This is a genomic window from Streptomyces sp. NPDC046197 (assembly GCF_040646295.1).
In the GTDB taxonomy this organism is placed as follows: domain Bacteria; phylum Actinomycetota; class Actinomycetes; order Streptomycetales; family Streptomycetaceae; genus Streptomyces.
Map to the genome: position 1 here is coordinate 429259 of NZ_JBEYZY010000002.1, position 25961 is coordinate 455219.

Below are 25961 nucleotides of genomic sequence, written 5' to 3' on the forward strand. Positions count from 1 at the left end.
GGCCCCGAAAAGGAGGACGCCGTGGCTGTACTGCAACACGAGCTGACGTTGGGCGAGGCCGCCGACCTGCTCTCCCGTGCACTGCCTGGGCACCGCGTGGAGATTCTCCAGGGGAGGCTCACTGTGACACCGCCGCCGGACGGCTCGCATGCGCTGTCGTTGACCAAGCTGGGGAGGGTCTTCGACCGGGCAGGCATTGTCGAAGCGGGGTGCGACTATGTCCAGGGCGTCGGCCTCTGGCTCCCCACGCTGCCCGAGGATTTCGCGATCCCCGACCTCTCCGTCGTCGACGAGGACTTCCGAGACGCCCACGTCACGAAGAACCACTACGCACCGAACGTCTTCCGTCTGGTCGTCGAAGTGACGTCGTCCAACTGGTCCGACGACCTGGGCCCCAAGGTCGAGTGCTACGCCCAGGCCGGCATCCCCGCCTACCTCGTCGCCGACCGCAAGCACGACGAGGTGCTGCTCTACACCGACCCGGCCGACGGCAAGTACTCCGGTCCGCAGCGCTTCAAGCGAGGCCAGAGCGTGCCTCTGCCGGAGACCATCGGTGTCCGTGTCGAGCTCTCGGTGGACACGCTCCTCGACGGCTGACCGTCCGCCTCTTCGCCCTCCGGAAGCCCGGAACCAGAGTGTCGTACCCCTGTGCGACACTCCTTTCCATGTTCGGCGTCATCGATCTCCCCACCTACCTGGCGGGCCTCGTCCTCATCGTCCTGCTCCCCGGGCCCAACTCGCTCTACGTGCTGTCCGTGGCCGCCCGGCGAGGCGTCCGTGCCGGGTACACGGCCGCCGCGGGCGTGTGGTGCGGGGACACCGTGCTGATGACTCTGTCGGCCGCCGGGGTCGCCTCGCTGCTCAAGGCGAACGCCGTGCTGTTCGGGATCGTGAAGTACGCCGGCGCCGGGTATCTGACGTGGCTGGCGATCGGGATGCTGCGGGCGGCCTGGGGGATGTGGCGCACCCGGCACGAGCGGGCCGTCGAGCAGGCCCCGGCGCCCGCCGGGGCCACCGAGGAGCGGCCGTACCGCCGCGCCCTGGTGATCAGCCTCTTCAATCCCAAGGCGATCCTGTTCTTCGTCGCCTTCTTCGTGCAGTTCGTCGACCCGGGCTATGCCTACCCGGCCCTGTCCTTCGTGGTGCTCGGCGCCTTCGCCCAGCTGGCCAGCTTCCTCTACCTCACCGCGCTGATATTCGGCGGCACCAGGCTGGCCGCCGCCTTCCGCCGCCGCAAGCGCCTGTCGGCGTGGGCGACGTCGGCGGCGGGCGCGCTGTTCCTGGGCTTCGCGGTGAAGTTGTCGCTGGCCAGCGCGTAGCCTCTGGCGCGGGTCGGGCCGGCTGAGGTCCGCGAGTCCGGCGGCCGCCGCCGAGTCGCCGGTCTCCCGGTGTCCGTCAGCGCGCCGCCGTGCCGCGCCCGCCGCGGGCGCTGCGCAGCGCGCGAGTGAGGACCGGCGGCAGCAGATCCACGGCTATCCGGCGGGTGCGGCTGCGCGGCCGGGCCGGGCGCGGCCGCGGGACGGCCGTCGGAGCCGGGGGCGCGGACTGCTGCCGTACGGGGGGCTCGGCCGGGGCGGGCTCCGGGTCGTCCTCCGCGTACCGCGACAGCGGGAAGGGCGGGGCCTGCATGCCCCTCTTGGACTTCAGGCGGACGATGCGGTGCCCGGCCGCCTGCTGCTCGCTCACGTCGCAGTCCTCCCGCCCGTGCGCCATCGCCAGCAGTTCCTCCTGGAGGGGCTCGGGATCGTCCCAGGTGCCGTACAGCTTCTGCGTGCTCAGGCAGATCGGGCGCAGGCCTCTGCTGAGCACGGCCTCCCAGGCGGCGATGGAGACGCCGGGCGTGTGCTCGGACCGGAAGTCGTCCAGGACGACGATCCCGCCGGGCAGCAGGGCGTCGCGGGCCGCGCCGATGTCGGCGTACACGTGCTCGTACAGGTGCGAGGCGTCGATGTGCACGAACCGGCAGGAACGGGGCGCCACTTCGGCCGGTACCAGGGAGCTGGGGCCCTGCAGGACACGGGGCAGCCCGTCGTGGAAGGCGAGGTAGTTCTGCTCGAACGCCCGCCGGGTGAGCGTCGCGTACGACTTGGACGTCTCGGCCTGGTTGGCGTCGTCGGGTGCGTCGCCCTCGAAGAGGTCGCACACGGTGTAGCCGTCGTCCGGCCGCCTGTGACGGCCGAGGAATATCGCGCTCTTGCCGAGGTACACACCGACCTCCAGCAGGTCGCCGGGCTGCCCCGCGGACTCCTGGCGGTCCAGGAACCATTCGAAGAGCACCTGGTCGAGGACGGGGAACCAGCCGGGTACGTCGTCGAGCCGGCGGGGCGATCGGGTGGTGCCTGGTGCGACGGTCATGTGGAACCTGCACTCCCTGGAACGGACGAACGGGTGCGGACTGTTCGGTGCCTGCCCGGTGCCACGCCTTTGAGTGGACGGAGAGGTGAACGGCAGGCCAACTGCGGCTAGAGGCGAGGGCGCGGCCGGGCCAGCGCCGTACGCAGCATCGGCGTCAGCCGCTGCTCCACGTACCGGTTGAGCAGCCAGGCCAGCAGCAGCATGACGGTGACCGTCAGCAGGAAGGTGCCGTACGAGGGGATGCCCAGGCCCCGGTGCAGGGCGTGGATGACGACCCAGCCCAGGTGTTCGTGCACCAGGTAGAACGGGTATGTCAGTGCGCCCGCCACGGTGAGCCAGCGCCAGTTCGCCCAGCTGAGCCAGCCCAGGGCGATGGCGGCGACGGCAAGGAAGCCGAGGGTGACGACGAGCATGATGCCGGAGGCGCTGCGGTGGGAGAACGCGTGCACGGTGGGCGCGTGCCAGAGCTGCTGGACCGCGTAGTGCTGGCCGATCAGCCAGCTGACGGCCACGATGCCCCAGGCGTGGATGTCACGCCGGTCGCGGTGGACGAGGTACAGGCCGACGCCGCCGATGAAGAACGGCGCGTACTCGGGCATCAGGACGATGTCGAGCAGTGGCTGCTTCGCGCCCTGCGCGATCGCGTACGCCAGCGTCCAGCCCGCGCAGAACAGGATCACCCGTCGGCGGTTCGCGCCGGGCAGCACGATGCACAGGGCGAACAGGGCGTAGAAGCGGATCTCCGCCCACAGGGTCCAGCACACGCCCAGCACCCGGTCCACGCCGAGCGGCATCTGCAGCATGGTCAGGTTCACCAGTGCGTCGGACGGCGAGACCGTCTTGTACGCGACCATCGGCAGCGCGAACACCCCGGTCACCAGGACGATCGCCACCCAGTAGGCGGGCAGCAGCCGGGAGGCGCGGGAGGCGAAGAACGAGCGCAGCGGCCGGCCCCAGCCGCTCATGCAGATGACGAAGCCGCTGATCACGAAGAAGACCTGCACGCCGAGGCAGCCGTAGGCGAAGTACTGGTGCAGCGCGGGGAACAGGTGGCGCGGTGAGCTGCCCCAGGCCTTTGCGACGTCGCCGTCCCGGCCGCCGTAGTGGTAGGCCGCCACCATCAGCGCGGCCACCAGGCGCAGCCCGTCCAGGGCGCGCAGCCGGGTCTCCCGGGGCCTGGCCGGCGGGGCCGGGCGGGGCGTCTCGACGGGGGGCAGGACGGTGCGGACCGCGGTGCCCGTCGAGGTCCCCCGGGTGTCCTCGGGCGTGTCGATCACAGGCTTCCCCTCATTGGGACTCGGACGGTGCACAGCACCCTAGAACGGCTGTCTGACCGGGAGTTGGCGGCGGAGTGTTCTTTCCATGGGCCGTCCGCAGGAGTTCACCCGTGGGTCGCTTCCCCGTTCCGGGCCCGTGACGTCGGGGCGTACGGCACCCTGTTCGACGACACCCCCTAGCGGCCCACCGCACGCCCCAGCGAGCGTGCACGGCGGGCCACCCGCCGGACGGTCGCGTTGCGCGGGATGAAGGCCAGCTGCGCGGGGACGCCGCCGGGCAGGGCGAGCGAGGTGAGGCGGCGGCGCTTGAAGTAGCGCCGGGTGTGCGGGTTCAGCTGCCGGGCGAGGTACTGCTCCGCGGCCCTCCGCAGGTCGGGGTAGATCTTCGGCTGCATCGCGAAGGACACGGTGCGGACCAGCTCGGTGAGCGCCTCGACGGCCATGCCCTGCCGCTGCTCGCCGACCGCCGTCTGCTCGCTCAGTTCGGGCAGCAGCGCGTCCACGATCGTCACCGGCACCCGGTTGCTGTTCTCGTATGGCGTCAGCCGCTCCAGGAGCGTGCCGGTACCGGTACGGGCGACCGGCAGCCCGTACAGCGCCGAGGCGGTGAACAGGGCGGTGGAGAAGCATCCGACCACCAGCGCGGGACGCATCCGCTGGTAGAGGACCTCGGCGAGGACAGGGGTGTCGAGCACCGTGAGGGCGGCGCCGAGCTTCTCGGCCTCCTTCTCCAGGGCGCGCGACCAGCGGGCCGGGGCCGAGGGGTGCGGCTTGAACACCACCTGGGTGTGCCCGAGTCGCACCGCCCCCCGCAGCATCCGTACATGCAGCTCTTCCTCCTCCTGCGGGGTGAGGATGTCGAGCGCGGAGAGGTACTGGCCGAGCAGCAGGGCCGGTTCGCCGCCGACCCCGGGCAGTTCGTCGCCGGTGTCGGCGAGTTCGGCCAGCACCTTCAGGAAGGCGTCCGTCGGCACGATCTCCGGCTCGACACCGAACTCGGTGAGCAGGACGGGCTTCAGACCCGGCACCAGGTCCAGGTGCAGCAGCCGGTCGACGCGCGTGCCGACCAGGGGGTCGATCTTGTTGCGGGTGGGGCCGTAGCTCATCAGACCGTCGGCGTAGACGGTGACCGGTGCGCCGGTGAAGAGCTGGCAGAAGCCGAGCGCCGGGTTGACCTGGATCGACTCCACGACCAGTTCCACGTCGTCGTCGCCGAGGTTCCACAGCAGTCTGAGGTGCCGTTCCCACAGCGGGACGTCGTCCAGGCGCGGAGCCCAGCCGCCCGGGTGGAAGGGGGAGATGGTCTCGTTCCACGACAGCACGTCGTCGAACCGCTCCCGCAGCCGCTCGAAGCCCGGCATCTCGGCCGGGCCGGGTGTGGTCTCCGGGGTCGCCGCGTTGTTGCAGACGAGCAGGATCCGGCGGTCGGCTGGGCCGAAGCAGTCGGAGTCGAGGGCGGCGGCGAGCGTGGCGGTGCCGTACAGCGTCGACGCCAGGAAGATCTGCGTGGTCACGCGGCGACCCCCGTGGCGGCCGGGCGGCGGCGCAGCCTGCGCAGCCGGGTGGCGCGCTGGATGTCCATCGAGTCGAGCGCCTCGTCGAGAATGTCCTGGGGCATGCGCCGCAGGGCACCCGCGCTGAGCGACTTCAGTTTCCGTGCCACCGCCGGTTCGAACCTTTCGATGGAACCCAGATGATGGGAAATGATCGCGCAATACGTCCGGACGGCCTTGGGGAGGAGTTCGTCCGCGTCTTGATCTTGGGCCGTTTCCTGGATGACCTGGTCGAACGCGCGAATGAAATCAAGTTGGCGCACATCGCCGATCTGGGTGAGTGAGGAGGCGACGCCCCGCCGGTAGTGGACGCCGAGCAGGCCCACCGCGGCGAAGGAATCCGCCTCCCGGTGCAGTTTCCAGATCCACGGCCGGTCCTCGGCCGTGCGCAGTCCGTCGGTGAAGTGCAGCAGTCCCCGGTCGACCAGCCGGCGGTGGTAGATCCCCGCCCAGGCATAGGCGTAGTCGACCGAGGTGGAGCGGTCGGCGGGCAGGATCGCCTCGCGCGGGTTCATCACCACCCCTCGTCGGCCGTGCGGGACGCGGTGTATCGCGCGGGCCCGCCCGGTGCACTGCACATGGTCGGTGCGGACGAAGTCGCAGCCCAACTCCTCGATTGCGCCGAGCAGTTGGTGGTAGTGGCCGGGGGCGAGCCAGTCGTCCCCGTCCAGGAACGTCAGGTACTCGCCGCGCGCCTTGTCGATGCCGGTGTTGCGTGCGGTCGCCAGTCCTCCGTTCTTTTCGTGTCTGACATGCACCGCACCCGGCAGCTCGCGCTCGGCGCGCGCGAGGATGTCCGGGGTCTCGTCGCGCGAGCAGTCGTCGACGAGAATGAATTCGAAGTCCTCACGCGCGTTCGCACGCAGGCTCTTCAAGGTGTCGGGCGCGTATTGCTGCACGTTGTAGAACGGCACGATGACGGAGAGCTTGACCACGGGGATGACGTTAAGGGTCGGCCCCGGCCTGCGTCTTTACTGTCAGTTTGAGCCTGGGTGAACGAAGCGTGGCGATGCCGTGAACCCGATTGTTTATTCAGCTGATCAAGGCCCGATTCGCCATTCGGCGATGTGCTGTTAACCGTTTGTTGCATTCAGGTTGGGCCGAACCTTGGAATGCCTTCCTACGGTCTTCGGCGTGCCAGCAAGTGCAATGAAGGCCCTGCGAGTTGCCGTTCTCGCGGATTCCGACACCCGGTGGAAATGGGGCGCGCTGACCGCGACCCGCATGGTTTCCGCTGAAAAGGGTGAATCGGACATCCGTCTTGACGGCTACCTCCTGCGCGGCCGTGCCACTCCCACCGCCCGCCAGCTGAAGGAGGTCGGCGTCCGCGCGGACTCGCTCCGCGAGGTCACCGCCGTCCAGTTCCTGCACGCCATGGACGCCACGGACGCCATGGACGGAGACGCCACCGGCGAGGAGCCGTACGACGTCCTCGTGCTCGCCCTGGTCGGCGGCGGCGTCCAGGCGATACTGCACGGGCTGAAGCGGGTGTGGCAGGGCCGCAGCAGGCGCCCCGTCGTCGTCACCGGCTACGTCGGCGTCGTCTACGAGAAGCTCGCCGACGGACTGCTGCTGCGGCACGGCGCGGACCTCGTACTCGCCAACTCCCGCCAGGACGCCGAGCGTTTCCGCGCGGTGTACGAAGGAGTGGGCGCCGACGCCTCCGCGGTCACGGAGGTGGCGCTGCCGTTCCTCGGCGGCGCGCCCTACACCGGTGAACACGCCCCCTTCACCGTGGTGTTCGCCGCGCAGCCCTCGGTCCCGGCAAGCCGCACGGATCGCATCTACCTCCTCGACCGGCTGGTCCGGCACGCCCGCCTGCACCCGCGCCGCGAGGTGCTGCTCAAGCTGCGCTCCAAGCCCGGCGAGCACACCACGCACATCGAGGAACTGCCCTACCAGAAGCTGGCGCAGAAGACCGACCTGCCCCCCAACTTCCGCCTGGTGTACGGACACATGGGCGAGGTGCTGGACCGCACCGACCTGCTGGTGACGGTCAGCTCCACCGCCGCCCTGGAGGCCCTGCACCGCCGTATCCCCACCGTCGTCCTCACCGACCTCGGCGTACGCGAGGTGCTCGGCAACCACCACTTCGTCGGGTCCGGCTGCCTGGCCTCCTGGGACCAGCTGGACGCCGGACACCGTCCGGCGCCCGACGAGGAGTGGGTGTCCCGGCAGGGCGTCGCCGCCGACGGCTCGTACGCCACGGCCTTCGACGCGGCCCGCGCGCGCATCGCCGAGCTGCTGGACCGGCCCGAAGGCCTGCCGCCCCTGGCGCCCTACTACACGGCGGCGACCGCCCCCGGCTACCTGCCGGGCATCCTCGCCCGCCATCACCTCGGCCCGGACGGCACCCCGCTGCCGGGCGCACCGGCCGCCGACAAGGAGCCGGGCCCCTTCCGGCAGATCGTCCGCCGCGCGGCCCGCGGGGCCTACCGCCACGGCGTGCAGCGCGTGGCGCCCGTGATCCGACGGATGGGGGAGCTGTGAGCGACCGGATCCCACGTCAAGGAGTGGAGCCCATGTCCAACCCGGAAGCGGACCGCGGTGCCCCGATGCGCCGTGTGCTCGCGGTGATCCCCGCGCGGGGCGGCTCCAAGGGCGTGCCCGCGAAGAACCTCGCCCCGGTCGGCGGCATCCCGCTGGTGGCCCGCGCCGTGCGCGAGTGCCGCGCGTCCCGGCTGGTGACCGACGTCGTCGTCTCCACCGACGACCAGGCCATCGCCGCCGCCGCCCGGCAGGCCGGCGCCGAGGTCGTGCTGCGGCCCGCCGCCATCGCCGGCGACACCGCCACCTCCGAGGCCGCCGTCCTGCACGCCGTGGACGCCCACGAGGCGCTGCACGGCGCCCCGGTCGACGTCGTGCTGCTCGTGCAGTGCACCAGCCCGTTCCTGGTCCGCGAGGACGTCGACGGGGTGGCGGCGGCCGTCGTCGAGAACGGCGCCGACACCGCGGTGACCGTGGCCCCCTTCCACGGCTTCGTCTGGCGCGACGCGGCCGACGACCCGGCGGTCACCGGTACGCAGTCCACGGCCGCCGTCGGCGGCGCGGTGACCCTCGCCAACTCGACCGTCACCGAGGGCGGTTACGGCGTCAACCACGACAAGTCCTTCCGCCCGCGGCGCCAGGACCGTCCCCAGGACCTGCTGGAGACGGGTGCCGCGTACGCGATGGAGGCCAAGGGCTTCCGCGAGCACCGCCACCGGTTCTTCGGGCACACCGAACTGGTCCGCACCGACCCGGCCCGGGTGCTGGAGATCGACGATCCGCACGACCTGGCCCGCGCCCGCGCCCTGGCTCCCCTCTTCGACGCGGACCGGCCCGGCGCCCTCCCGGCCGCCGACGACATCGACGCGGTCGTACTCGACTTCGACGGCACCCAGACCGACGACCGGGTGCTGATCGACTCCGACGGCCGGGAGTTCGTCTCCGTGCACCGCGGGGACGGCCTCGGTATCGCGGCCCTGCGCAGGAGCGGCCTGAAGATGCTGATCCTGTCCACGGAACAGAACCCGGTCGTCGCCGCCCGGGCCCGGAAGCTGAGGCTCCCGGTGCTGCACGGCATCGACCGCAAGGACCTCGCGCTGAAGCAGTGGTGCGAGGAACAGGGCATCGCGCCGGAGCGCGTGCTCTACGTCGGCAACGACGTCAATGACCTCCCGTGCTTCGCCCTCGTCGGCTGGCCCGTGGCGGTCGCGAGCGCCCACGACGTCGTGCGCGGCGCCGCACGCGCGGTCACCACCGTCCCCGGTGGCGACGGCGCCATCCGAGAGATCGCCAGCTGGATCCTCGGCCCCTCTCTCGAGTCCCCCACCAAGTAAGGACATCTGCTGATGAGCACCAACTCCCGCACCCGTACCTTCGGTTCGCGCGAGGCCGGCCCCGGCCACCCCGTCTACATCTGCGGCGAGATCGGCATCAACCACAACGGCGAGCTGGAGAACGCCTTCAAGCTCATCGACGTGGCCGCCGAGGCCGGCTGCGACGCCGTGAAGTTCCAGAAGCGCACGCCGGAGATCTGCACCCCGCGCGACCAGTGGGGCATCGAGCGCGACACCCCCTGGGGCCGGATGACCTACATCGACTACCGCCACCGGGTGGAGTTCGGCGAGGACGAGTACCGCCAGATCGACGCGTACTGCAAGGAGAAGGGCATCGACTGGTTCGCGTCCCCGTGGGACACCGAGGCGGTCGCCTTCCTGGAGAAGTTCGACGTCCCGGCGCACAAGGTCGCCTCCGCCTCCCTCACGGACGACGAGCTGCTGCGCGCCCTGCGCGCCACCGGCCGCACGATCATCCTCTCCACCGGCATGTCGACCTCGAAGCAGATCCGCCACGCGGTCGAGGTCCTCGGCAGCGAGAACATCCTGCTCTGCCACGCCACGTCGACCTACCCGGCGAAGGCCGAGGAGCTCAACCTGCGCGTGATCAACACGCTGGAGAAGGAGTACCCGAACGTTCCGATCGGCTACTCCGGCCACGAGACCGGCCTGCAGACCACCCTCGCCGCGGTCGCGCTCGGGGCGACCTTCGTCGAGCGCCACATCACCCTGGACCGCGCGATGTGGGGTTCGGACCAGGCCGCCTCCGTCGAGCCGCAGGGCCTGCAGCGCCTGGTCCGCGACATCCGCACCATCGAGGCCTCGCTCGGCGACGGCGTGAAGAAGGTCTACGACTCCGAGCTCGGCCCGATGAAGAAGCTGCGCCGTGTCGTCGGCGTCGTCGCCGAGGCGGAGATCGCCGCGGCGGCGGGCGAGCCGGTCGCGGTGTGAGACCGGGCCTCCCCCACCCCTTACGACGGGACGGTCGTACGTCGATGAGCCCCCGCGCCGGGTCCGCCGGTTCCTCCCACGGCTCCCGCACCCTCGCCTTCGTCGAGAGCCCGGTACAGCTGCTCAACGTGCTGGAGTGGGCGCATGTCCACGCCCTGGAGGCGGACCGCGAGGTGTGCGGCACGGGGCTGGTCCCGGCCCAGACGCGGCGCACCGTGCATCCCGCTCCGCCACCGGCGGCAGCGGGGGCCGGTGCCCAGAGCGGCGCGGGGGATCTCGCGAGGGCCGGCGCGGAGCCCGGCGCGGGGAATCCCGCGGGGCCCGGCGCGGGGACACTCGCGGTCGGCGGCCTGCGGGCAGCAGGTGGCGGCACGGGGCTCACGCTCGTCGTCCTGGCCCCGACCGACCCGATGACCCGCGGCCAGCTGCGGCGGATGGCCGAGCTGGCCCGCGACGAGGGGCACAAGGTGCGCTGGGAGGAGGCGCGGGGCGGGCCGGCCGCACCGTTCCAGACGATCGGCGGCCTGACCTCTCTGCTGCGCCGGGCGGACCGGGTGGTGATGGGGGACCCGTTCTCGCGTTACGTGCAGCTGCTGCTGACCATCACCCGGGCCGGGGACCTGGTCGTGGTGGACGACGGTACGGCGACGATGGAGTTCGTCGCCCAGCTGGCCCGCGGTGAACGCCTCGTGCGCTGGCACCGCAAGGGCGGCCGCCGCGGCCCGAGAGACCTCCTCTTCGCCCCCGTGTCGGCCTCCGCCCGCCGCCGCCTCACACCGCGGGCGGGCCGTCGCGTGCAGGTGTTCTCCTCGATGCCGATCGAGGAGACCCCGGACGGTGTGACGGTCACCGCGAACGACTTCGCCTGGACCCGGTCCCGTTTCGGTCCGCCCCGTATCACCGGTGGCGCGGACATGGTGGGGACGTCCCTGGTCGAGACGGGCGTGGTGGACGGCGAACGCTACCTGGACGCCGTACGCAGCCTCGCCGGGGCGCACGGTGTGAAGCGCTACTTCGCGCACCGCCGCGAGAGCGCCGAGAAGCTGCACCGGCTGGCGGGGGAGACGGGCCTTCAGATCGTCCGGCCGGATCTGCCGCTGGAGCTCATCGCCCGGCGCGGACCGATCGGACGCACGATCCTGAGCTTCCCCTCCACGGTCGTCCACACCCTCCCCCTGGCGCTGGTCGGCACCGAGGTCAAGGTCGCCGTCTGCGACATCGACCCGACGTGGCTGACGGAACACGCGTCCCCGCGGGCGCAGGGCTTCCTGTCCGGTGTGACGGGAACGGCGCGCGACGTGCACCGCCTGGCGGCGGTGAGCGCGGTGTAAGGGCCGTGACAACGGCCCGCCGCCCGCCCCGGACAGAGGGGCAACAGGTGAAGACGAGGAGAAGAGAGGGTCTGCCTATGGTGGCAGGTTAGGCATCGGTCATCGGCCCAACCGCTTTCCGTGGTGGGCCATTTGGTGTCCGCTGCCGCTTCCTGTGAGAAGAAAGGGCTGCACCCATGGCAGACGCCAAGGTTCTGGAAGCCCAGAAGTGGGTCAACGCCACCTACGGCAGCGTCAACGGCTACGTCCGCTGCCCCGAGGACGGCAAGACCGGCTGGGCCACCATGTACTCCCTCGTGATGGGTCTTCAGCACGAACTCGGCATCGATCCCGTGGCCGCCTCCTTCGGCCCCACCACGCTGTCCAAGTTCGCCGCACTCGGCGACATCGGCTTCGGCTGGGACAAGAACCGCAACATCGTCGCGATCCTCGAGCACGGCCTGTTCTGCAAGGGTTACTGGGCCGTCGAGCCCGACAGTTACGGCTGGTACACCGGCGTGACCCGCGAGGCCGTCAAGAGTCTCCGCTCCAACATGGGCATCCCCGAGGGCGACGGCACCGTCAACGCAAAGATCGCCAAGAGCATCCTCAACATGGACGCCTACGTGGTGGTCGCCGGCGGCACCGACAAGATCCGCGGCATCCAGCAGTGGCTGAACGGCCGCTACTGGCAGAAGGACGCCTACAGCATCGGCCCCTGCGACGGGATCTACTCCCGTGACGTGCAGAAGGCCCTCGTGATCGCCCTCCAGTACGAACTGGGTCTCACCCCCACCGGCAACTTCGGCCCCGGCACCCAGGCGGGCCTGAGAGCCCACCCCCTCAGAGAGGGGGACTCGGGGATCTTCGTCCAGCTCTTCACGGCCGCCTGCGTCTTCAACGAGCCGGTCATCCTGCACGGCCTGGACGATCAGGAGGTCCGCACCACCTTCAAGGACACCTACGACTCCAAGACCACCGAGTACGTCAAGGTCTTCCAGGAGTTCTCCCAGCTGCTGCCCGCGTCCGGCGCCGGCGACTACCCGACCTGGTGCCAGCTCCTGGTCTCCATGGGCGACCCGGACCGCGAGGCCCACGGCTGCGACACCCGCTTCGAGATCACCGCCTCGCGCGCCAAGTGGCTCTACGACAACGGCTTCCGCGTGGTCGGCCGCTACCTGTACGACCCGCCGGGCTCCACCCTCGACAAGGAGATCAAGCCCGGCGAACTCAGGACCATCTTCGACGCCGGGCTGCGCGTCTTCCCCATCTATCAGGACAACGCCCGCCAACTGGCGGACTTCACCTACACCGCCGGGTACCAGCAGGCCCTCAACGCCCACAAACTCGCCTCCGACTACGGCTTCAACCGGGGCACCACCATCTACTTCGCCTGCGACTACGACGCCACGCAGGAGGAGATCGACGGCTACCCGCAGGGCGTCATCACCTACTTCAACGGCGTGGCGGCGGGCCTGGCGAGCCAGGGCAAGAAGTACTTCCACGGCGTCTACGGCTCCCGCAACGTCTGCACCAACGTCACCAGCAAGACGCTGGCCCGGTACTCCTTCGTCTCCGGCATGTCCTGGGGCTTCTCCGGCAACCTCGGCTTCCCGCTGCCGGACAACTGGTCCCTCAACCAGATCAAGGAGTTCAGCGTCACCAACGGAAGCGACCGCTTCGACCTCGACCGGGACGTCTGGCGCAACGGCGGTGATCCGGGTGCCCGTTCCGTCAACGACACCGGGGGCCCCGCCGACGGTTTCATCGCCTACGTCGAGAAGCTCTACGGCATGGCGGTCGCCTACGGCGGCGGGAAGAACCCCAGCCAGCTGGTCATGGAGTACATCCGCCACGAGAAGTACCAGGGCATGGCCTGGTGGTGGCTGGCCGGAAGCTACGACTCCGGCTTTGTCGACTACTGCAACAGCCGCGGCATGTCGGTGACGGCGACCTTCAAGGACCCGATCTCCGGCTACGACCTCGACGCCACCCACCTCATGGCCACCGCCAACGGCTTCCTGGTCAACTCCGACCCCAGCGACAAGAAGTCCGCCACCGGTGGTGACATCGCGGGCTGGGGCGGCGACATCATGACCTTCTACTCCGACTGGCGTAACTCCGAGGCGCAGTACGCCTCCGGTCACGCCTTCTGCGACGCCAAGCTCGCCAAGCCCAACACGGTGTCCAGCTTCGGCTTCACCGACATGGTCGAGGACGCCGACGGATACCTGCTGGGCAAGGCCGTCGCCGGCGGTCAGAACGTCGTCGACTGGGTCAAGGCCCAGTACAACGGCGGCGGGGGTCTGCACCGCTTCCGCGACAACTTCGACCGCCGCTGGCAGACCGCCGGGAACTGCAAACAGTCCTGCTGGAACATCCTCACGGCCGCGGACGACGTGACCATCGACCTGGCACGCAAGAAGCTCATCATGGCGTCCGGGGCTATGCTTCCGTCCCTGCTGATCAACCTGCCCGGCGGCAGCGACAAGCTCGACTCGTTCTGCCTCGGCTTCAGCGACCGCATGCTCGCCCTCCTGGGCCTGGAGAACTCCCTGGCCCCCGCCTACCGGAAGAACCTCCAGAACTACCTCAGGGCCGCCCGGCAGCGGGCAGCCGCACGAGCCGACCGCTAAGACCCGAACCGCAGCATGGACGTCATCGCGAACTCCCTTTGCCTCGCCGTGCCCACCCTTCCCGTGCTGTGGCTGTGGGGCCGGCCCCTGTTCAACGGCCGGTGGAAGACCCCCGGCTGGTTCACGGGGACAGCCGTGCTCTGCACGCTGGCCACCGTGGTCACCTGGCTCGTCGGTGCCTTCGCGGGGTCCTCCCTGGACGCCGAGGAGGCCTGCCACCGGGCCGGTGCCCACTACGACAGCGCCTACCGGGCCGCCCACTGGCAAGAGCCCTCGCGATGGTTCCCGCTGCACGACAAGTGCAACGCCGCCCACGACCTGGTCCCGCCATGGGTGAACCCGGCTCTGGTGATCCTGCCCGTGCTGGCCCTCGCCTGCCTGGGCGTGGCCGTCCGGCTGGTCGTTGCGAACAGACGAGACCAGAAGGGCACAGCGTGAACGAGCTGACCAGGCGCCATTTCGTCGGCGCCACCGCGGGCCTCGCGACAGCCGTGGCCATGGCTTCCTCCCTCGGCGCGGTACCGGCCCAGGCCGCCGACCGCTCGACGGCCTGGACCGGGCGTGACTCGGCCAACGGCTGGGAGATCCCGGGCGAGGCGAGGAACTTCCGCATCGAAGGCAGCAACCAGTCCGTGCGCCTCGCCACCGGCGATGCCGCGACGATCCTGCTGTACGTCGCACGCCGCTTCCACTACGAGATCGGCCGGCTCCGCGACGGCGACGTCCGGGGGCACCGCACCTCGCGCCGCGTCCGCGAGCGCCACGAGTCCAACTACCTGTCCGGCACCGCGATCGAGATCAGACCCCAGGCATATCCGCTCGGCGTCAGGGGCGGCTTATACCCGATGGAGCTGATCGTCGTCCGCGACATCCTGGCCGAGCTCGACGGGGCCGTGGCCTGGGGCGGCGACTTCAGGGCGCCCAAGGAGTCCCACTTCGAGATCGCTCTCGGACCGGGCCACCCCAAGGTGAAGGACGCCGCCCGGAAGATCAACGGATGGAACACCGGACCGGGCGGCCAGGGCGCCGGCGCAACGGACGCCTTCGACCCCGGCCGCCAGGCCCGCGCAAGATCCTTCGCCCACCGCAACGCCGCACTCACCGCCTAGGACCGACTGGAGATCGAACAGAGACCAGGGGCCCCGACGATGGCCTCGCACCCCTTTGCCAGGGTGTGAGGCCATGTGCTCCCTCATCGAAGGGAACCGCGGGAATGCGCACAGGAATGGCGGCCGTCGCCCTTGTCGCGGCCGGGCTGGGTCGGTGCCGCCACCCAGGCGCAGGCCTACTCCGGCTTCACCGTCGAGCAGTACGACAAGATCACCTTTGGCATGGACCGGCATGAAGCCCTCCATCCGGCTCGCCCAGTACAACAAGCTCGGCAAGCTCATGACCGAGGCGCAGGTCTTCTCGATCGTGCACAGGGACTCCTGCGTGCTCCAGCGGGAGAAATACCCCGACCTCCAGCGGGAGAAATACCCCGACTGGCCGTCCACCGTCGGCGGCACCCGGATGTACTACTGCACGCAGACCGCTTCGGGCCTCTTCCCGCCCAGCGCCAACCTCTGGTTCTCCGACGGCCTGCTCAGCACCAGGGTTCAGCACAACCTTCACCTGACGAGCTCACCTGACGAGCAGCCCCACGGACGGAAGGCGCAGATGACGAGGGGCCGCCCCGGCTCGGGTGTCGTCGGAGGCCGAATGGCGGGACCATGGTTCTTGGTCCGTCCGGCCGAATCCTCGCAGGTGGGCCCGGCGGGTCCGGGGCCGACGCGCCCCGGCGGGCCCACCGCGGGGCGTCCGACAGGTGAACGGACCGGTGTGGCTCCAGCGTGTCGTGGTATGCGTGGAGGAAAGAAGAGTGGGTCTACCCATCCCACTCGACACGTATGCGTCCGGCGGTCAGATTTTCTTCCCCTGTGGGGTTGAACTTTTGTTGATCGAGGGTCGGTTGGCCGTGCGGGCGTCCTACCCTTCAGAGGGTGAAGCAACTGATGTCCCTAGAGTCCGAGGCCGACCTGCCGGGGGACACTTTCCCCGGCGTGCTGTCCGAGGCGTTGCGCGTTGAACTCGTTGCCTTCCGACGCGACCTGCACATGCACCCGGAGCTCGGCAACCAGGAGTTCCGCACCACCGCCGCGATCAAGGAACGGCTGGAGAGGGCCGGACTGAAGCCGCGGGTGCTTCCCTCCGGGACCGGGCTCGTATGTGACATCGGCGGGGACATCGGGGATGCGTCCGACGGGGAGGGCGTACTCGCCCTGCGGGCCGACATCGACGCCCTGCCCATCCCGGACACGAAGGGCGAGTGCCCGTACCGGTCGACGGTGCCGGACCGTGCGCACGCGTGTGGTCACGACGTCCACACGACTGTCGTGCTGGGTGCGGGCCTCGTCCTTGCCGACCTGCACCGGCAGGGGCTGCTGCCCCGGCCCGTACGGCTGATCTTCCAGCCCGCCGAGGAAGTGCTGCCCGGCGGTGCCGCCGGTGCCATCGCGAGCGGGGTGCTGAAGGGGGTCACGCGGATCGTCGCCGTGCACTGCGACCCCCGGGTGGATGCCGGGAAGGTCGGACTGCGGCACGGACCGATCACCTCCGCCTGTGACCGGCTGGAGGTCTCGCTCGCCGGGCCCGGCGGGCACACCGCCCGGCCGCACCTCACCACGGATCTCGTCACCGCCGCCGCCCGGGTCGTCGTCGACGTGCCCGCGCTCGTCGGCCGACGGGTCGACACCCGGGCCGGCCTCGCCGTGACCTGGGGGCGGATCGAGTCCGGGCACGCCCCGAACGTCATCCCGCAGAGTGCCGAGCTCGCCGGGACCGTACGTTGCCTCGACATCAACGTCTGGCGGCAGGCGCCCGACATGGTGGTCGCCGCGATCGACGAGGTGGCGAACCTGCACAAGGCCAAGTCGGAGATCACCTACGTGCGCGGGGTGCCGCCGGTCGTCAACGACCCGGTGGTCACCGACCTGCTGCGGGACGCGATGGTGGCGCGGCGGGGCGCGGAGTCGGTGGAGAGCACCGAGCAGAGCCTCGGCGGCGAGGACTTCTCCTGGTACCTGGAGCGGGTGCCCGGTGCCATGGCCCGGCTCGGGGTGCGGACGCCGGGCGAGCGGACCGTGCGCGACCTGCACCAGGGGGACTTCGACGCCGACGAGTCCGCGATCAAGGTGGGCGTCGAGCTGTTCACGGCCGCCGCGCTGCTGCATCCGGCACGCTGACCCCTCCCGTCGGGCACGCCCGCCTTCCGAGTCCGGCACGCCGTTCTGTCGCAGGGTTCCGTCGCAGGCGCCACCGTGCCGCCGTAGAGTCGGAAGGCACCGGGAAAGGGGCGTCCCGATCGGCGCCTCTTCGTCCGCCCGTGTCACTCGTGCGCAGTCGGTGACACGTAAACGTGACCCGCTGTCGGCACGGTTCGATAACGGCTGGGAGAAACCCTGTTCCCCCGTACTTCTACGCGCGTTACGGTGCGCCGAAAATCGCCACCAGGCGGCACATGGGGAAGCGGGCCGGCGACGGTGCCGTGGGGATGAAGGGGTGCTTGCTGTGCGTCTGAACTCTCGGAGGACCAGGTTCTCCCAAGCCGCGGTGACCGTAGCGGTCATCGCGCTCGCCGCCGCCGGGTGCGGCAAGTCCAGCAGTGAGTCGTCCGGCGGCTCCTCCGAGTCCGGCAAGTACTCGGGCAAGGGCATCGGTCTCGCGTACGACATCGGCGGCAAGGGCGACCAGTCCTTCAACGACGCCGCCTTCTCCGGTTTCCAGAAGGCCGAGAAGGAGTTCAAGATCAGCGGCCGCGACGTCGAGCCGAACGACAACGAGTCCAGCGCCGACAAGGTGCAGCGCCTGGAGCAGCTGGCCAAGGCCGGCTACAACCCGGTCATCGGCGTCGGCTTCGTGTACGCCCCGGCCGTCAAGGAGGTCGCGGCCAAGTACCCGAAGATCACCTTCGGCATCATCGACGACAACACGGTGAAGGCGAGCAACGTCGCCGACCTCGTCTTCCACGAGGAGCAGTCGTCGTACCTGGCCGGTGTCGCGGCGGCCAAGGCGACCAAGAAGAACCACATCGGCTTCATCGGCGGTGTGGACATCCCGCTGATCCACAAGTTCGAGGCGGGCTTCAAGCAGGGCGCCCAGTCGGTCAACCCGAAGATCAGGATCGAGTCGCAGTACCTGACCCAGACGCCGCAGGAGGGCGGCTTCTCCAGCCCGGACAAGGGCAAGGACGCGGCGAACGGCCAGATCGAGGCGGGCGCGGACGTGATCTACCACGCCGCCGGTCTGTCCGGTCAGGGCGTCATCCAGGCCGCGGCCGAGCACAAGGTCTGGGCCATCGGCGTGGACTCCGACCAGTACCAGCAGAGCGCCCTGGCCAAGTACAAGGACTACATCCTCGGCTCGGCCCTGAAGAACGTCGGCGGCGCGGTCTACGACCTGAGCAAGTCCGTCGTCGAGGGCAAGCCGCTGACCGGCGAGGTGCGCGGCGACCTGAAGTCGGGTGGCGTCGGCTTCGCCGACTCCAACCCGAAGTACCAGGCGATGAAGGACGTCGTCGCCGCCGTCGACAAGGCCAAGCAGGACATCATCGACGGCAAGGTCACCGTCAAGACCCAGTGACGGCCGCCTGACGCCCGGATCCGCGGCCCCGGGCGCCCCCCACGTGCCCCGTTGCGACCGTACGCCCCTTGCCATCCGCAAGGGGCGTACTGCTGTCCGTGAGGGCGGACCGTGAGTGTGGCCACAGCTCGATAACGGACCGGACAGAAGGGGTTTTCCGTCTGGTCTACGCGCGTTACGCTGCCGCGGAACCAGCGCCTGGTATGGGCGCTTGCACAAAGGAGTCACGTTCCATGCGCCGGGTGTCCCGTATCGCGATTGCAGGCGTTGCAACCGCAGCCCTTGCTGTCACCGTATCCGCCTGTGGTAGTTCGTCCACTTCGTCTTCGGCCGCCGGTGGCAGCGGCAAGTCCAAAGGCATAGGTCTCGCGTACGACATCGGCGGCAAGGGCGACCAGTCCTTCAACGACGCCGCGTACGCCGGTTTCCAGAAGGCCGAGAAGGACTTCGGCGTCAGCGGCCGTGACGTCGAGCCGCAGGACGGCGAGACGGACGCCGACAAAGTGCAGCGCCTGGAGACGCTGGCGAAGGCGGGCTACAACCCGGTCATCGGCGTCGGCTTCGTGTACGCCCCGGCCGTCAAGGAGGTCGCCGCCAAGTTCCCGAAGGTGACCTTCGGCATCATCGACGACAACACCATCCAGGCGAAGAACGTCGCCGACCTGGTCTTCCACGAGGAGGAGTCCTCCTACCTCGCCGGTGTCGCCGCTGCCAAGACCACCAAGAAGAACCACATCGGCTTCATCGGCGGTGTGGACATCCCGCTGATCCACAAGTTCGAGGCGGGCTTCGTCCAGGGCGCCCAGTCGGTCAACCCGAAGATCAAGATCGAGAAGCAGTACCTGACCCAGACGCCGCAGGAGGGTGGCTTCGCCAGCCCCGACAAGGGCGAGAGCGCCGCCAACGGCCAGATCGACGCCGGTGCGGACGTCGTCTACCACGCGGCCGGCCTGTCCGGTCAGGGCGTCATCAAGGCCGCCGCGGCGCACAAGGTGTGGGCCATCGGCGTCGACTCCGACCAGTACGCCCAGAGCGCGCTGGCGAAGTACAAGACCTCCATCCTGACCTCGGCCCTGAAGAACGTCTCGGGTGCGGTGTACGACCTCGCCAAGTCGGTCATCAAGGACGACAAGCCGCTTCGCGGTGAGGTCCGCGGCTCCCTGGCCAACGGCGGCGTCAGCCTGGCGGACTCCAACCCGGTCTTCAAGAACAACGCCGACCTGCAGGCCGCCCTCAAGAAGGCCGAGGCAGGCATCAAGAACGGCACCATCAAGGTGAAGACCTCCTGACCGGACGGTCTCGGGCCTGCCGTAGGCCGGTCGTGACCATGGCCAAAAGAGCGCTGTAGTGGCAGCGTTACGGCCACGGAACGGGGTGCGGGAAGCACGAGCGACTCGCGCCCCGTTCGCGCGGCAGAATGCTCGGGACGGATCGAGAAGCGAACACAAGATCGATCAGGTCCGGGCACTATTTAAAGCAGGGGCGCTACGCGCGTAGAGCGGCCCCTTTCCCAAGGAGAGTGCGCCATCGACGCGTCCAGCAGCCCTCCGCTCACCGCCCAGTCGACAGTCGCGGTAGAGCTCGCGGGCATCACCAAGCGATTCCCCGGAGTCGTCGCCAACCACGACATCCACCTGACGGTCCGCAAGGGCACCGTGCACGCCCTGGTCGGCGAGAACGGGGCGGGGAAGTCGACCCTGATGAAGATCCTCTACGGCATGCAGAAGCCGGACGAGGGCACCATCGCGGTCGACGGCGAGCAGGTGAGCTTCGGCAGCCCCGCCGACGCCATCGTCCGCGGCATCGGCATGGTCCACCAGCACTTCATGCTGGCCGACAACCTGACGGTGCTGGAGAACGTGGTGCTCGGCAGCGAGAAGCTGTACGGCATCGGTGGCGGCGCCCGTAAGAAGATCAAGGAGATCTCCGACCGCTACGGCCTGAACGTCCGCCCGGACGTCCTGGTCGAGGACCTCGGCGTCGCCGAGCGCCAGCGTGTGGAGATCCTCAAGGTCCTCTACCGCGGCGCCCGGACCCTGATCCTCGACGAGCCGACCGCCGTGCTCGTCCCGCAGGAGGTCGACGCACTCTTCGACAACCTGCGCGAGCTGAAGTCCGAGGGCCTGTCCGTCATCTTCATCTCCCACAAGCTGGGCGAGGTCCTCTCGGTCGCCGACGACATCACCGTCATACGGCGGGGTACGACGGTGGGCACCGCCGTACCGTCCGAGACCACCCCGCGCCAGCTGGCCGAGATGATGGTCGGCAGCGAGCTGCCCACCCCGGAGACCGCCGAGTCCACCGTCACGGACCGGCCGGTCCTGGAGGTCAGGGGCCTGACCCTGTACGCGAGCGGCGGCGCCTCCCTCGGCGAGCTCGCCGAGCCCAGCGCCACCGGCCTGGCCACGCAGGACACCGCCGAGAGCGCCGCGGAGGTGCGCCGCGTCCTCGACGACGTCACCTTCACCATCCACGCGGGCGAGGTCATGGGCATCGCCGGTGTCGAGGGCAACGGCCAGACCGAGCTCATCGACGCGCTGATCGGCCTCAAGAAGGCCGACTCCGGCTCCGTCGCCTTCCTCGGCGAGGACATCACCCCCTGGTCCACCCGCAAGCGCCGCGAGCAGGGCGTCGGCTACATCCCCGAGGACCGCCACCGTCACGGCCTGCTGCTGGAAGCCCCGCTGTGGGAGAACCGCATCCTCGGCCATGTCACCGAACGCCCCAACGCCAAGGGCTTCTGGCTCGACCCCAAGGGCGCCCAGGAGGACACCCGCCGGATCGTCGAGCAGTACGACGTGCGCACCCCCGGTATCGACGTCACCGCCGCCTCCCTGTCCGGCGGCAACCAGCAGAAGCTGATCGTCGGCCGCGAGATGAGCCACAACCCGAAGTTCCTGATCGCCGCCCACCCGACTCGCGGTGTGGACGTCGGCGCCCAGGCGCAGATCTGGGACCAGATCCGCGAGGCCCGCCGCGAGGGCCTGGCCGTGCTGCTGATCTCCGCCGACCTGGACGAGCTGATCGGTCTGTCGGACACCCTGCGGGTGATCTACAACGGCAGGCTGGTCGCCGACGCCGACCCGGCCACCATCACCCCGGAGGAGCTGGGCTCGGCCATGACCGGTGCCGCCTCCGGCCACCTGGAACACGCAGACACCGCCGCAGAGGGCGACGACAACGCCGGTCCGGAGGACGAGGCCCGATGAAGAAGTTCGACAAGGAGCGGGTGCTCCTCGCGGTGGCCGGTCCGGTCATCGCGCTCGTCGCGGCGATCCTGCTGACCTCGGTCGTGCTGATCGCCTCGGGCAAGAGCCCGATCGAGCCGTACACGCTGATGCTGCAGCAGGCGACGTACTCCGACGTCCAGGTGCTGATCATCAACCAGGCGTCGATGTACTACATCGCCGCCCTCGCGGTGGCCGTCGGCTTCCGCATGAACCTGTTCAACATTGGTGTCGACGGGCAGTACCGGCTCGCCGCGATGATGGTCGCCGTCGTCGGCGCCAACATCGCCCTGCCGTCCTTCCTGCAGATCCCGCTGCTGCTGATCGTCGGCATGCTCACCGGCGCCTTCTGGGCCGGCATCGCGGGCATCCTGAAGGTGACCCGGGGCGTGAGCGAGGTCGTCGCCACGATCATGCTCAACGCCATCGCCACCAGCCTCATCGGCTACCTGACCCTCTCCAACGTGTGGGGCGTACAGGTCGGCAACAACATGACGACCGGCATCATGAAGCAGTCCGGCTGGTTCCCCGGCATCAACCTGGGCTCGGACGTCGGCGAGATCTACGGCCTGGTCTTCCTCGCCATCGCCATGGGCATCGTCTACTGGATCGTGCTCAACCGCACCCGGTTCGGCTTCGACCTGCGCGCCACCGGTGCCTCGGAGACCGCCGCCGCGGCCTCCGGCGTCGACGCCAAGAAGATGGTGCTCACCGCGATGCTGATCTCCGGCGCGGTCGCCGGCCTGTCCGGCCTGCCGCTGCTGCTCGGCGACGCGCACACCTACAGCCTCAGCTTCCCGACCGGCCTGGGCTTCACCGGCATCACCATCGCCCTGCTCGGCCGCAACAACCCGGTCGGCATCGCGTTCGCCGCGCTGCTGGTCGCCTTCCTCGACAAGACCTCTCCCGCCCTCGACTACGCGACCCCGGTGGCGTACGAGAAGGAGATCGCCACGATCATGCAGGGCCTGATCGTCTTCGCGGTCGTCATCTCCTACGAGGCCGTACGGCAGTGGGGCCTGCGCCGCCAGCAGAAGCGGGTCGGCGCCGAGCTCGCCGCGGCCGCCCAGAACAACTCCGAGAAGAAGGAGGTGGCGGCCCGATGACCACAGCGACCATCGCCAAGCCGCAGGCGAAGCAGCCCGGCAAGGGCGGCCGCCGTTTCTCCCTCCCGGTACTCCTGCTGATCATCGCGGGTGTGCTGGTGCTGACCTCGTTCGTCCGCCTGGTCACCGGCGCGGACGGCATCACCTCGACCGGCCAGATGTCCACCGCGCTGCGCCTGGCGGTGCCGATCGGCCTCGCGGGCCTCGGCGGCCTGTGGGCCGAGCGCGCGGGCGTCGTCAACATCGGCCTCGAGGGCATGATGATCCTGGGCACCTGGTTCGGTGCCTGGGCCGGCTACCAGTGGGGCCCGTGGACCGGTGTCGCCTTCGGCATCATCGGCGGTGCGCTGGGCGCGATCCTGCACGCCATCGCCACGGTGACCTTCAACGTCAACCACATCGTCTCCGGTGTGGCGATCAACATCCTCGCCCTGGGCACCACCCGCTACCTGTCGAAGTTCACCTTCGAGAACGCCCCGCAGGGCTCCTCCAAGCAGTCCCCGCCGATCGACTCGCTGGGCAGCTTCGACATCCCGGGCCTGTCCAACTGGCTGGACACGCTCAACAGCAAGCACTGGTTCCTGGTATCCGACATCGCCGGCCTGGTCGGCGGTCTGATCACCGACCTGTCGCCGCTGACGGTCATCGCGATCGCCCTCGTGCCGGTCAGCTGGTGGGTGCTGTGGCGCACCGCCTTCGGTCTGCGCCTGCGCTCCTGCGGCGAGAACCCGGTCGCCGCCGAGTCGCTCGGCGTCAACGTCTACAAGTACAAGTACATCGCCGTGATCATCTCCGGTGGCTTCGCGGGCCTGGGCGGCGCGTTCCTGTCCATCGTGGCCTCCAACGTGTACCTCGACGGCCAGACCGCGGGCCGCGGCTACATCGGTCTCGCCGCGATGATCTTCGGTAACTGGATGCCGGGCGGCCTCGCCCTGGGCGCGGGCCTGTTCGGCTACACCGACAGCCTCAACCTGCGCGGCGGTACGACCAACGTGCACGCGCTGATCCTGCTGGTGGCGATCCTGCTGGTGTTCGGGGCGGCGTACCTGGTGTGGAAGAAGAAGTACCTGCCCGCCGTCATCACGGCCGTGGTCTCGGCCCTGATGTTCGTCTGGTACGTGAGCACCAACGATGTGCCCAAGCAGATCGTGACGGCGACCCCGTACATCGTCACCCTGCTCGTGCTGTCGCTGTCCGCGCAGCACCTGCGGATGCCGAAGGCGGACGGCCTGCCGTACCGGAAGGGACAGGGCAAGTGACCCCCGACGCGACGTTCGACTGGGCGGCTCTGCGGGAGGAGGCACGCGCGGCCATGTCCCGCGCGTACGCCCCCTACTCGGGCTACCCGGTCGGCGTCGCCGCCCTGGTCGACGACGGGCGGATCGTCACCGGCTGCAATGTCGAGAACGCCTCCTACGGCCTCGGCCTGTGCGCCGAGTGCGGACTCGTGTCACAGCTGCAGAACAGCGGCGGCGGGCGCCTGACGCACTTCACGTGCGTGGACGGCAACGGCGAAATCCTCGTGCCGTGCGGGCGCTGCCGCCAGCTGCTGTACGAGTTCGGCGGTCCCGACCTGCTGCTGGAGACCCCGGCGGGCATCGTGCCGCTGTCGGAGATGCTGCCGCAGGCCTTCGGCCCGGACCATCTCACCAAGTAACTCCGTGCCGGCCCCTCTGAGTCGACCCTCCGGTCCCGCTCAGGGGGGCCGCACACCTTCGCAACCCCCGGAAGGAACGCCCATGGCGATGGACGCCATCTCCGTCATCCGCACCAAGCGGGACCGCGGCGAGCTCAGCGACGAGCAGATCGACTGGGTCATCGACGCGTACACCCGCGGGGAGGTGGCCGACGAGCAGATGTCCGCGCTCGCCATGGCCATCCTGCTCAACGGCATGAACCGCCGGGAGATCGCCCGCTGGACGGCCGCGATGATCGCCTCCGGCGAGCGCATGGACTTCTCGTCGCTGTCCCGTCCGACGGCCGACAAGCACTCGACGGGCGGCGTCGGCGACAAGATCACCCTCCCGCTGGCCCCGCTGGTGGCCGCCTGTGGTGCCGCCGTCCCGCAGCTCTCCGGTCGCGGCCTCGGCCACACCGGAGGCACGCTGGACAAGCTGGAGTCGATCCCCGGCTGGCGGGCGCTGCTGTCGAACGAGGAGATGCTGTCCGTGCTGGACGGCGCCGGTGCGGTGATCTGCGCGGCGGGCGACGGCCTGGCGCCCGCGGACAAGAAGCTGTACGCACTGCGCGACGTGACCGGCACGGTCGAGGCGATCCCGCTGATCGCCTCCTCCATCATGTCCAAGAAGATCGCCGAGGGCACGGGCTCGCTGGTTCTGGACGTGAAGGTCGGCACGGGCGCCTTCATGAAGACGATCGAGGACGCGCGGGAGCTTGCGTCCACGATGGTGGGCCTCGGGACCGACCACGGTGTGCAGACCGTCGCGCTGCTGACGGACATGTCGACGCCGCTCGGCCTGACCGCGGGCAACGCGCTGGAGGTCCGCGAGTCGGTGGAGGTCCTGGCGGGCGGCGGCCCGGCGGACGTGGTGGAGCTGACGGTCGCACTGGCCCGCGAGATGCTCGACGCGGCCGGGGTGGCGGACGCCGACCCGGCCAAGGCGCTGGCCGACGGCTCGGCGATGGACGTCTGGCGGCGGATGATCGCGGCCCAGGGCGGCGACCCGGACGCGCCGCTGCCGACGTCGAAGGAACAGCACGTGATCAAGGCGTCGGCGTCGGGTGTCCTGACCCGCCTGGACGCGTACGACATCGGCATCGCCGCCTGGCGCCTGGGTGCCGGCCGCGCCCGCAAGGAGGACCCGGTGCAGGCGGCGGCGGGCGTCGAGATGCACGCCAAGCCCGGTGACACGGTGACCGCGGGTCAGCCCCTGCTGACCCTCCACACGGACACCCCGGAGCGCTTCGAGTACGCGCTCCAGGCGGTCGAGGGCTCCTACGACATCGCCGCGGCGGGTACGGACTTCACGCCGTCGCCGGTGGTGCTGGAACGTATCGCCTGACCTGCGCTTTCCCCTTTCGGGCGAACGGGATCGGTGGACCTCCGCCGGTCCCGTTCGGCATGCTGGGATCGGTGACGCACCG

At 69.8% G+C, this 25961-nt stretch carries 22 protein-coding genes; 18 read left to right on the forward strand and 4 right to left on the reverse strand.

Translation table 11 applies throughout. The features are described from left to right. Window positions 1-21: 21 nt before the first annotated feature. Entirely contained in the window at window positions 22-597 is a 576-nt protein-coding gene (locus tag AB0A61_RS04690; RefSeq protein ID WP_361285973.1) for a Uma2 family endonuclease, read from the forward strand. A 68-nt stretch (window positions 598-665) separates the two neighbouring features. After that, entirely contained in the window at window positions 666-1319 is a 654-nt protein-coding gene (gene leuE / locus AB0A61_RS04695) for a leucine efflux protein LeuE (protein ID WP_361285976.1), read from the forward strand. Between the two features lie 76 nt (window positions 1320-1395). Here the strand turns inward: leuE and AB0A61_RS04700 are convergent, their stop codons facing one another. From AB0A61_RS04700 to AB0A61_RS04715, 4 genes are all read right to left on the reverse strand, one after another. Further along, window positions 1396-2355, reverse strand: a complete 960-nt coding sequence (locus AB0A61_RS04700) for a class I SAM-dependent methyltransferase (protein WP_361285979.1) — start codon at window positions 2353-2355, stop codon at window positions 1396-1398. 107 nt (window positions 2356-2462) lie between these two features. Beyond that, complete coding sequence (locus tag AB0A61_RS04705; protein WP_361286259.1) at window positions 2463-3572, reverse strand: acyltransferase; 1110 nt, start codon at window positions 3570-3572, stop codon at window positions 2463-2465. Between the two features lie 236 nt (window positions 3573-3808). Beyond that, window positions 3809-5146, reverse strand: a complete 1338-nt coding sequence (locus AB0A61_RS04710; RefSeq protein ID WP_361285982.1) for an alpha-2,8-polysialyltransferase family protein — start codon at window positions 5144-5146, stop codon at window positions 3809-3811. Then, window positions 5143-6120 carry a glycosyltransferase family 2 protein gene (locus tag AB0A61_RS04715; RefSeq protein WP_361285984.1) on the reverse strand — a complete coding sequence of 326 codons (978 nt, stop codon included), beginning with the start codon at window positions 6118-6120 and terminating at the stop codon, window positions 5143-5145. The genes AB0A61_RS04710 and AB0A61_RS04715 overlap by 4 nt, the downstream gene beginning before the upstream one ends. Before the next feature lie 199 nt (window positions 6121-6319). Here AB0A61_RS04715 and AB0A61_RS04720 point away from each other — a divergent pair, with 199 nt between their 5' ends. The 16 genes from AB0A61_RS04720 to AB0A61_RS04795 all read left to right on the forward strand — a co-directional run bounded on the left by AB0A61_RS04720 (window position 6320) and on the right by AB0A61_RS04795 (window position 25879). After that, a complete protein-coding gene (locus tag AB0A61_RS04720) occupies window positions 6320-7675 on the forward strand; it encodes a DUF6716 putative glycosyltransferase (protein ID WP_361285987.1) in 1356 nt (451 codons plus the stop codon). A 32-nt stretch (window positions 7676-7707) separates the two neighbouring features. Next, window positions 7708-9006 carry an N-acylneuraminate cytidylyltransferase gene (locus AB0A61_RS04725; RefSeq protein WP_361285990.1) on the forward strand — a complete coding sequence of 433 codons (1299 nt, stop codon included), beginning with the start codon at window positions 7708-7710 and terminating at the stop codon, window positions 9004-9006. 12 nt (window positions 9007-9018) lie between these two features. Then, a complete protein-coding gene (locus AB0A61_RS04730) occupies window positions 9019-9957 on the forward strand; it encodes an N-acetylneuraminate synthase family protein (protein WP_361285993.1) in 939 nt (312 codons plus the stop codon). Between the two features lie 44 nt (window positions 9958-10001). Then, window positions 10002-11288 (forward strand): hypothetical protein, encoded by a 1287-nt coding sequence (locus AB0A61_RS04735; protein WP_361285996.1) that lies wholly within the window; start codon window positions 10002-10004, stop codon window positions 11286-11288. A 176-nt stretch (window positions 11289-11464) separates the two neighbouring features. After that, on the forward strand, window positions 11465-13903 hold the full coding sequence (locus tag AB0A61_RS04740) for a glycoside hydrolase domain-containing protein (protein WP_361285999.1): 2439 nt from the start codon (window positions 11465-11467) through the stop codon (window positions 13901-13903). Between the two features lie 15 nt (window positions 13904-13918). Beyond that, window positions 13919-14341, forward strand: coding sequence for a hypothetical protein (locus tag AB0A61_RS04745; protein ID WP_361286002.1), 423 nt, complete (start codon window positions 13919-13921; stop codon window positions 14339-14341). Next, a complete protein-coding gene (locus tag AB0A61_RS04750) occupies window positions 14338-15012 on the forward strand; it encodes a hypothetical protein (protein ID WP_361286005.1) in 675 nt (224 codons plus the stop codon). Before AB0A61_RS04745 ends, AB0A61_RS04750 begins: the two co-directional genes overlap by 4 nt. Before the next feature lie 232 nt (window positions 15013-15244). Further along, entirely contained in the window at window positions 15245-15832 is a 588-nt protein-coding gene (locus AB0A61_RS04755; protein ID WP_361286008.1) for a hypothetical protein, read from the forward strand. 65 nt (window positions 15833-15897) lie between these two features. Then, on the forward strand, window positions 15898-17127 hold the full coding sequence (locus tag AB0A61_RS04760; protein WP_361286011.1) for an amidohydrolase: 1230 nt from the start codon (window positions 15898-15900) through the stop codon (window positions 17125-17127). A 367-nt stretch (window positions 17128-17494) separates the two neighbouring features. Beyond that, the gene (locus AB0A61_RS04765) at window positions 17495-18523 is read left to right on the forward strand and encodes a BMP family ABC transporter substrate-binding protein (protein ID WP_361286014.1); all 1029 of its coding nucleotides are present in this window, start codon (window positions 17495-17497) and stop codon (window positions 18521-18523) included. Window positions 18524-18756: 233 nt separating this feature from the next. Further along, window positions 18757-19812 carry a BMP family ABC transporter substrate-binding protein gene (locus tag AB0A61_RS04770; RefSeq protein WP_361286017.1) on the forward strand — a complete coding sequence of 352 codons (1056 nt, stop codon included), beginning with the start codon at window positions 18757-18759 and terminating at the stop codon, window positions 19810-19812. Between the two features lie 237 nt (window positions 19813-20049). After that, window positions 20050-21732 (forward strand): ABC transporter ATP-binding protein, encoded by a 1683-nt coding sequence (locus tag AB0A61_RS04775; protein WP_361286262.1) that lies wholly within the window; start codon window positions 20050-20052, stop codon window positions 21730-21732. Then, window positions 21729-22856, forward strand: a complete 1128-nt coding sequence (locus AB0A61_RS04780) for an ABC transporter permease (RefSeq protein WP_361286020.1) — start codon at window positions 21729-21731, stop codon at window positions 22854-22856. Before AB0A61_RS04775 ends, AB0A61_RS04780 begins: the two co-directional genes overlap by 4 nt. Next, window positions 22853-24115 carry an ABC transporter permease gene (locus AB0A61_RS04785; protein ID WP_361286023.1) on the forward strand — a complete coding sequence of 421 codons (1263 nt, stop codon included), beginning with the start codon at window positions 22853-22855 and terminating at the stop codon, window positions 24113-24115. The genes AB0A61_RS04780 and AB0A61_RS04785 overlap by 4 nt, the downstream gene beginning before the upstream one ends. Further along, window positions 24112-24513 carry a cytidine deaminase gene (locus AB0A61_RS04790; RefSeq protein WP_361286026.1) on the forward strand — a complete coding sequence of 134 codons (402 nt, stop codon included), beginning with the start codon at window positions 24112-24114 and terminating at the stop codon, window positions 24511-24513. The genes AB0A61_RS04785 and AB0A61_RS04790 overlap by 4 nt, the downstream gene beginning before the upstream one ends. A gap of 82 nt (window positions 24514-24595) precedes the next feature. Next, window positions 24596-25879, forward strand: coding sequence for a thymidine phosphorylase (locus AB0A61_RS04795; RefSeq protein WP_361286029.1), 1284 nt, complete (start codon window positions 24596-24598; stop codon window positions 25877-25879). The last annotated feature ends 82 nt before the right edge of the window (window positions 25880-25961 follow it).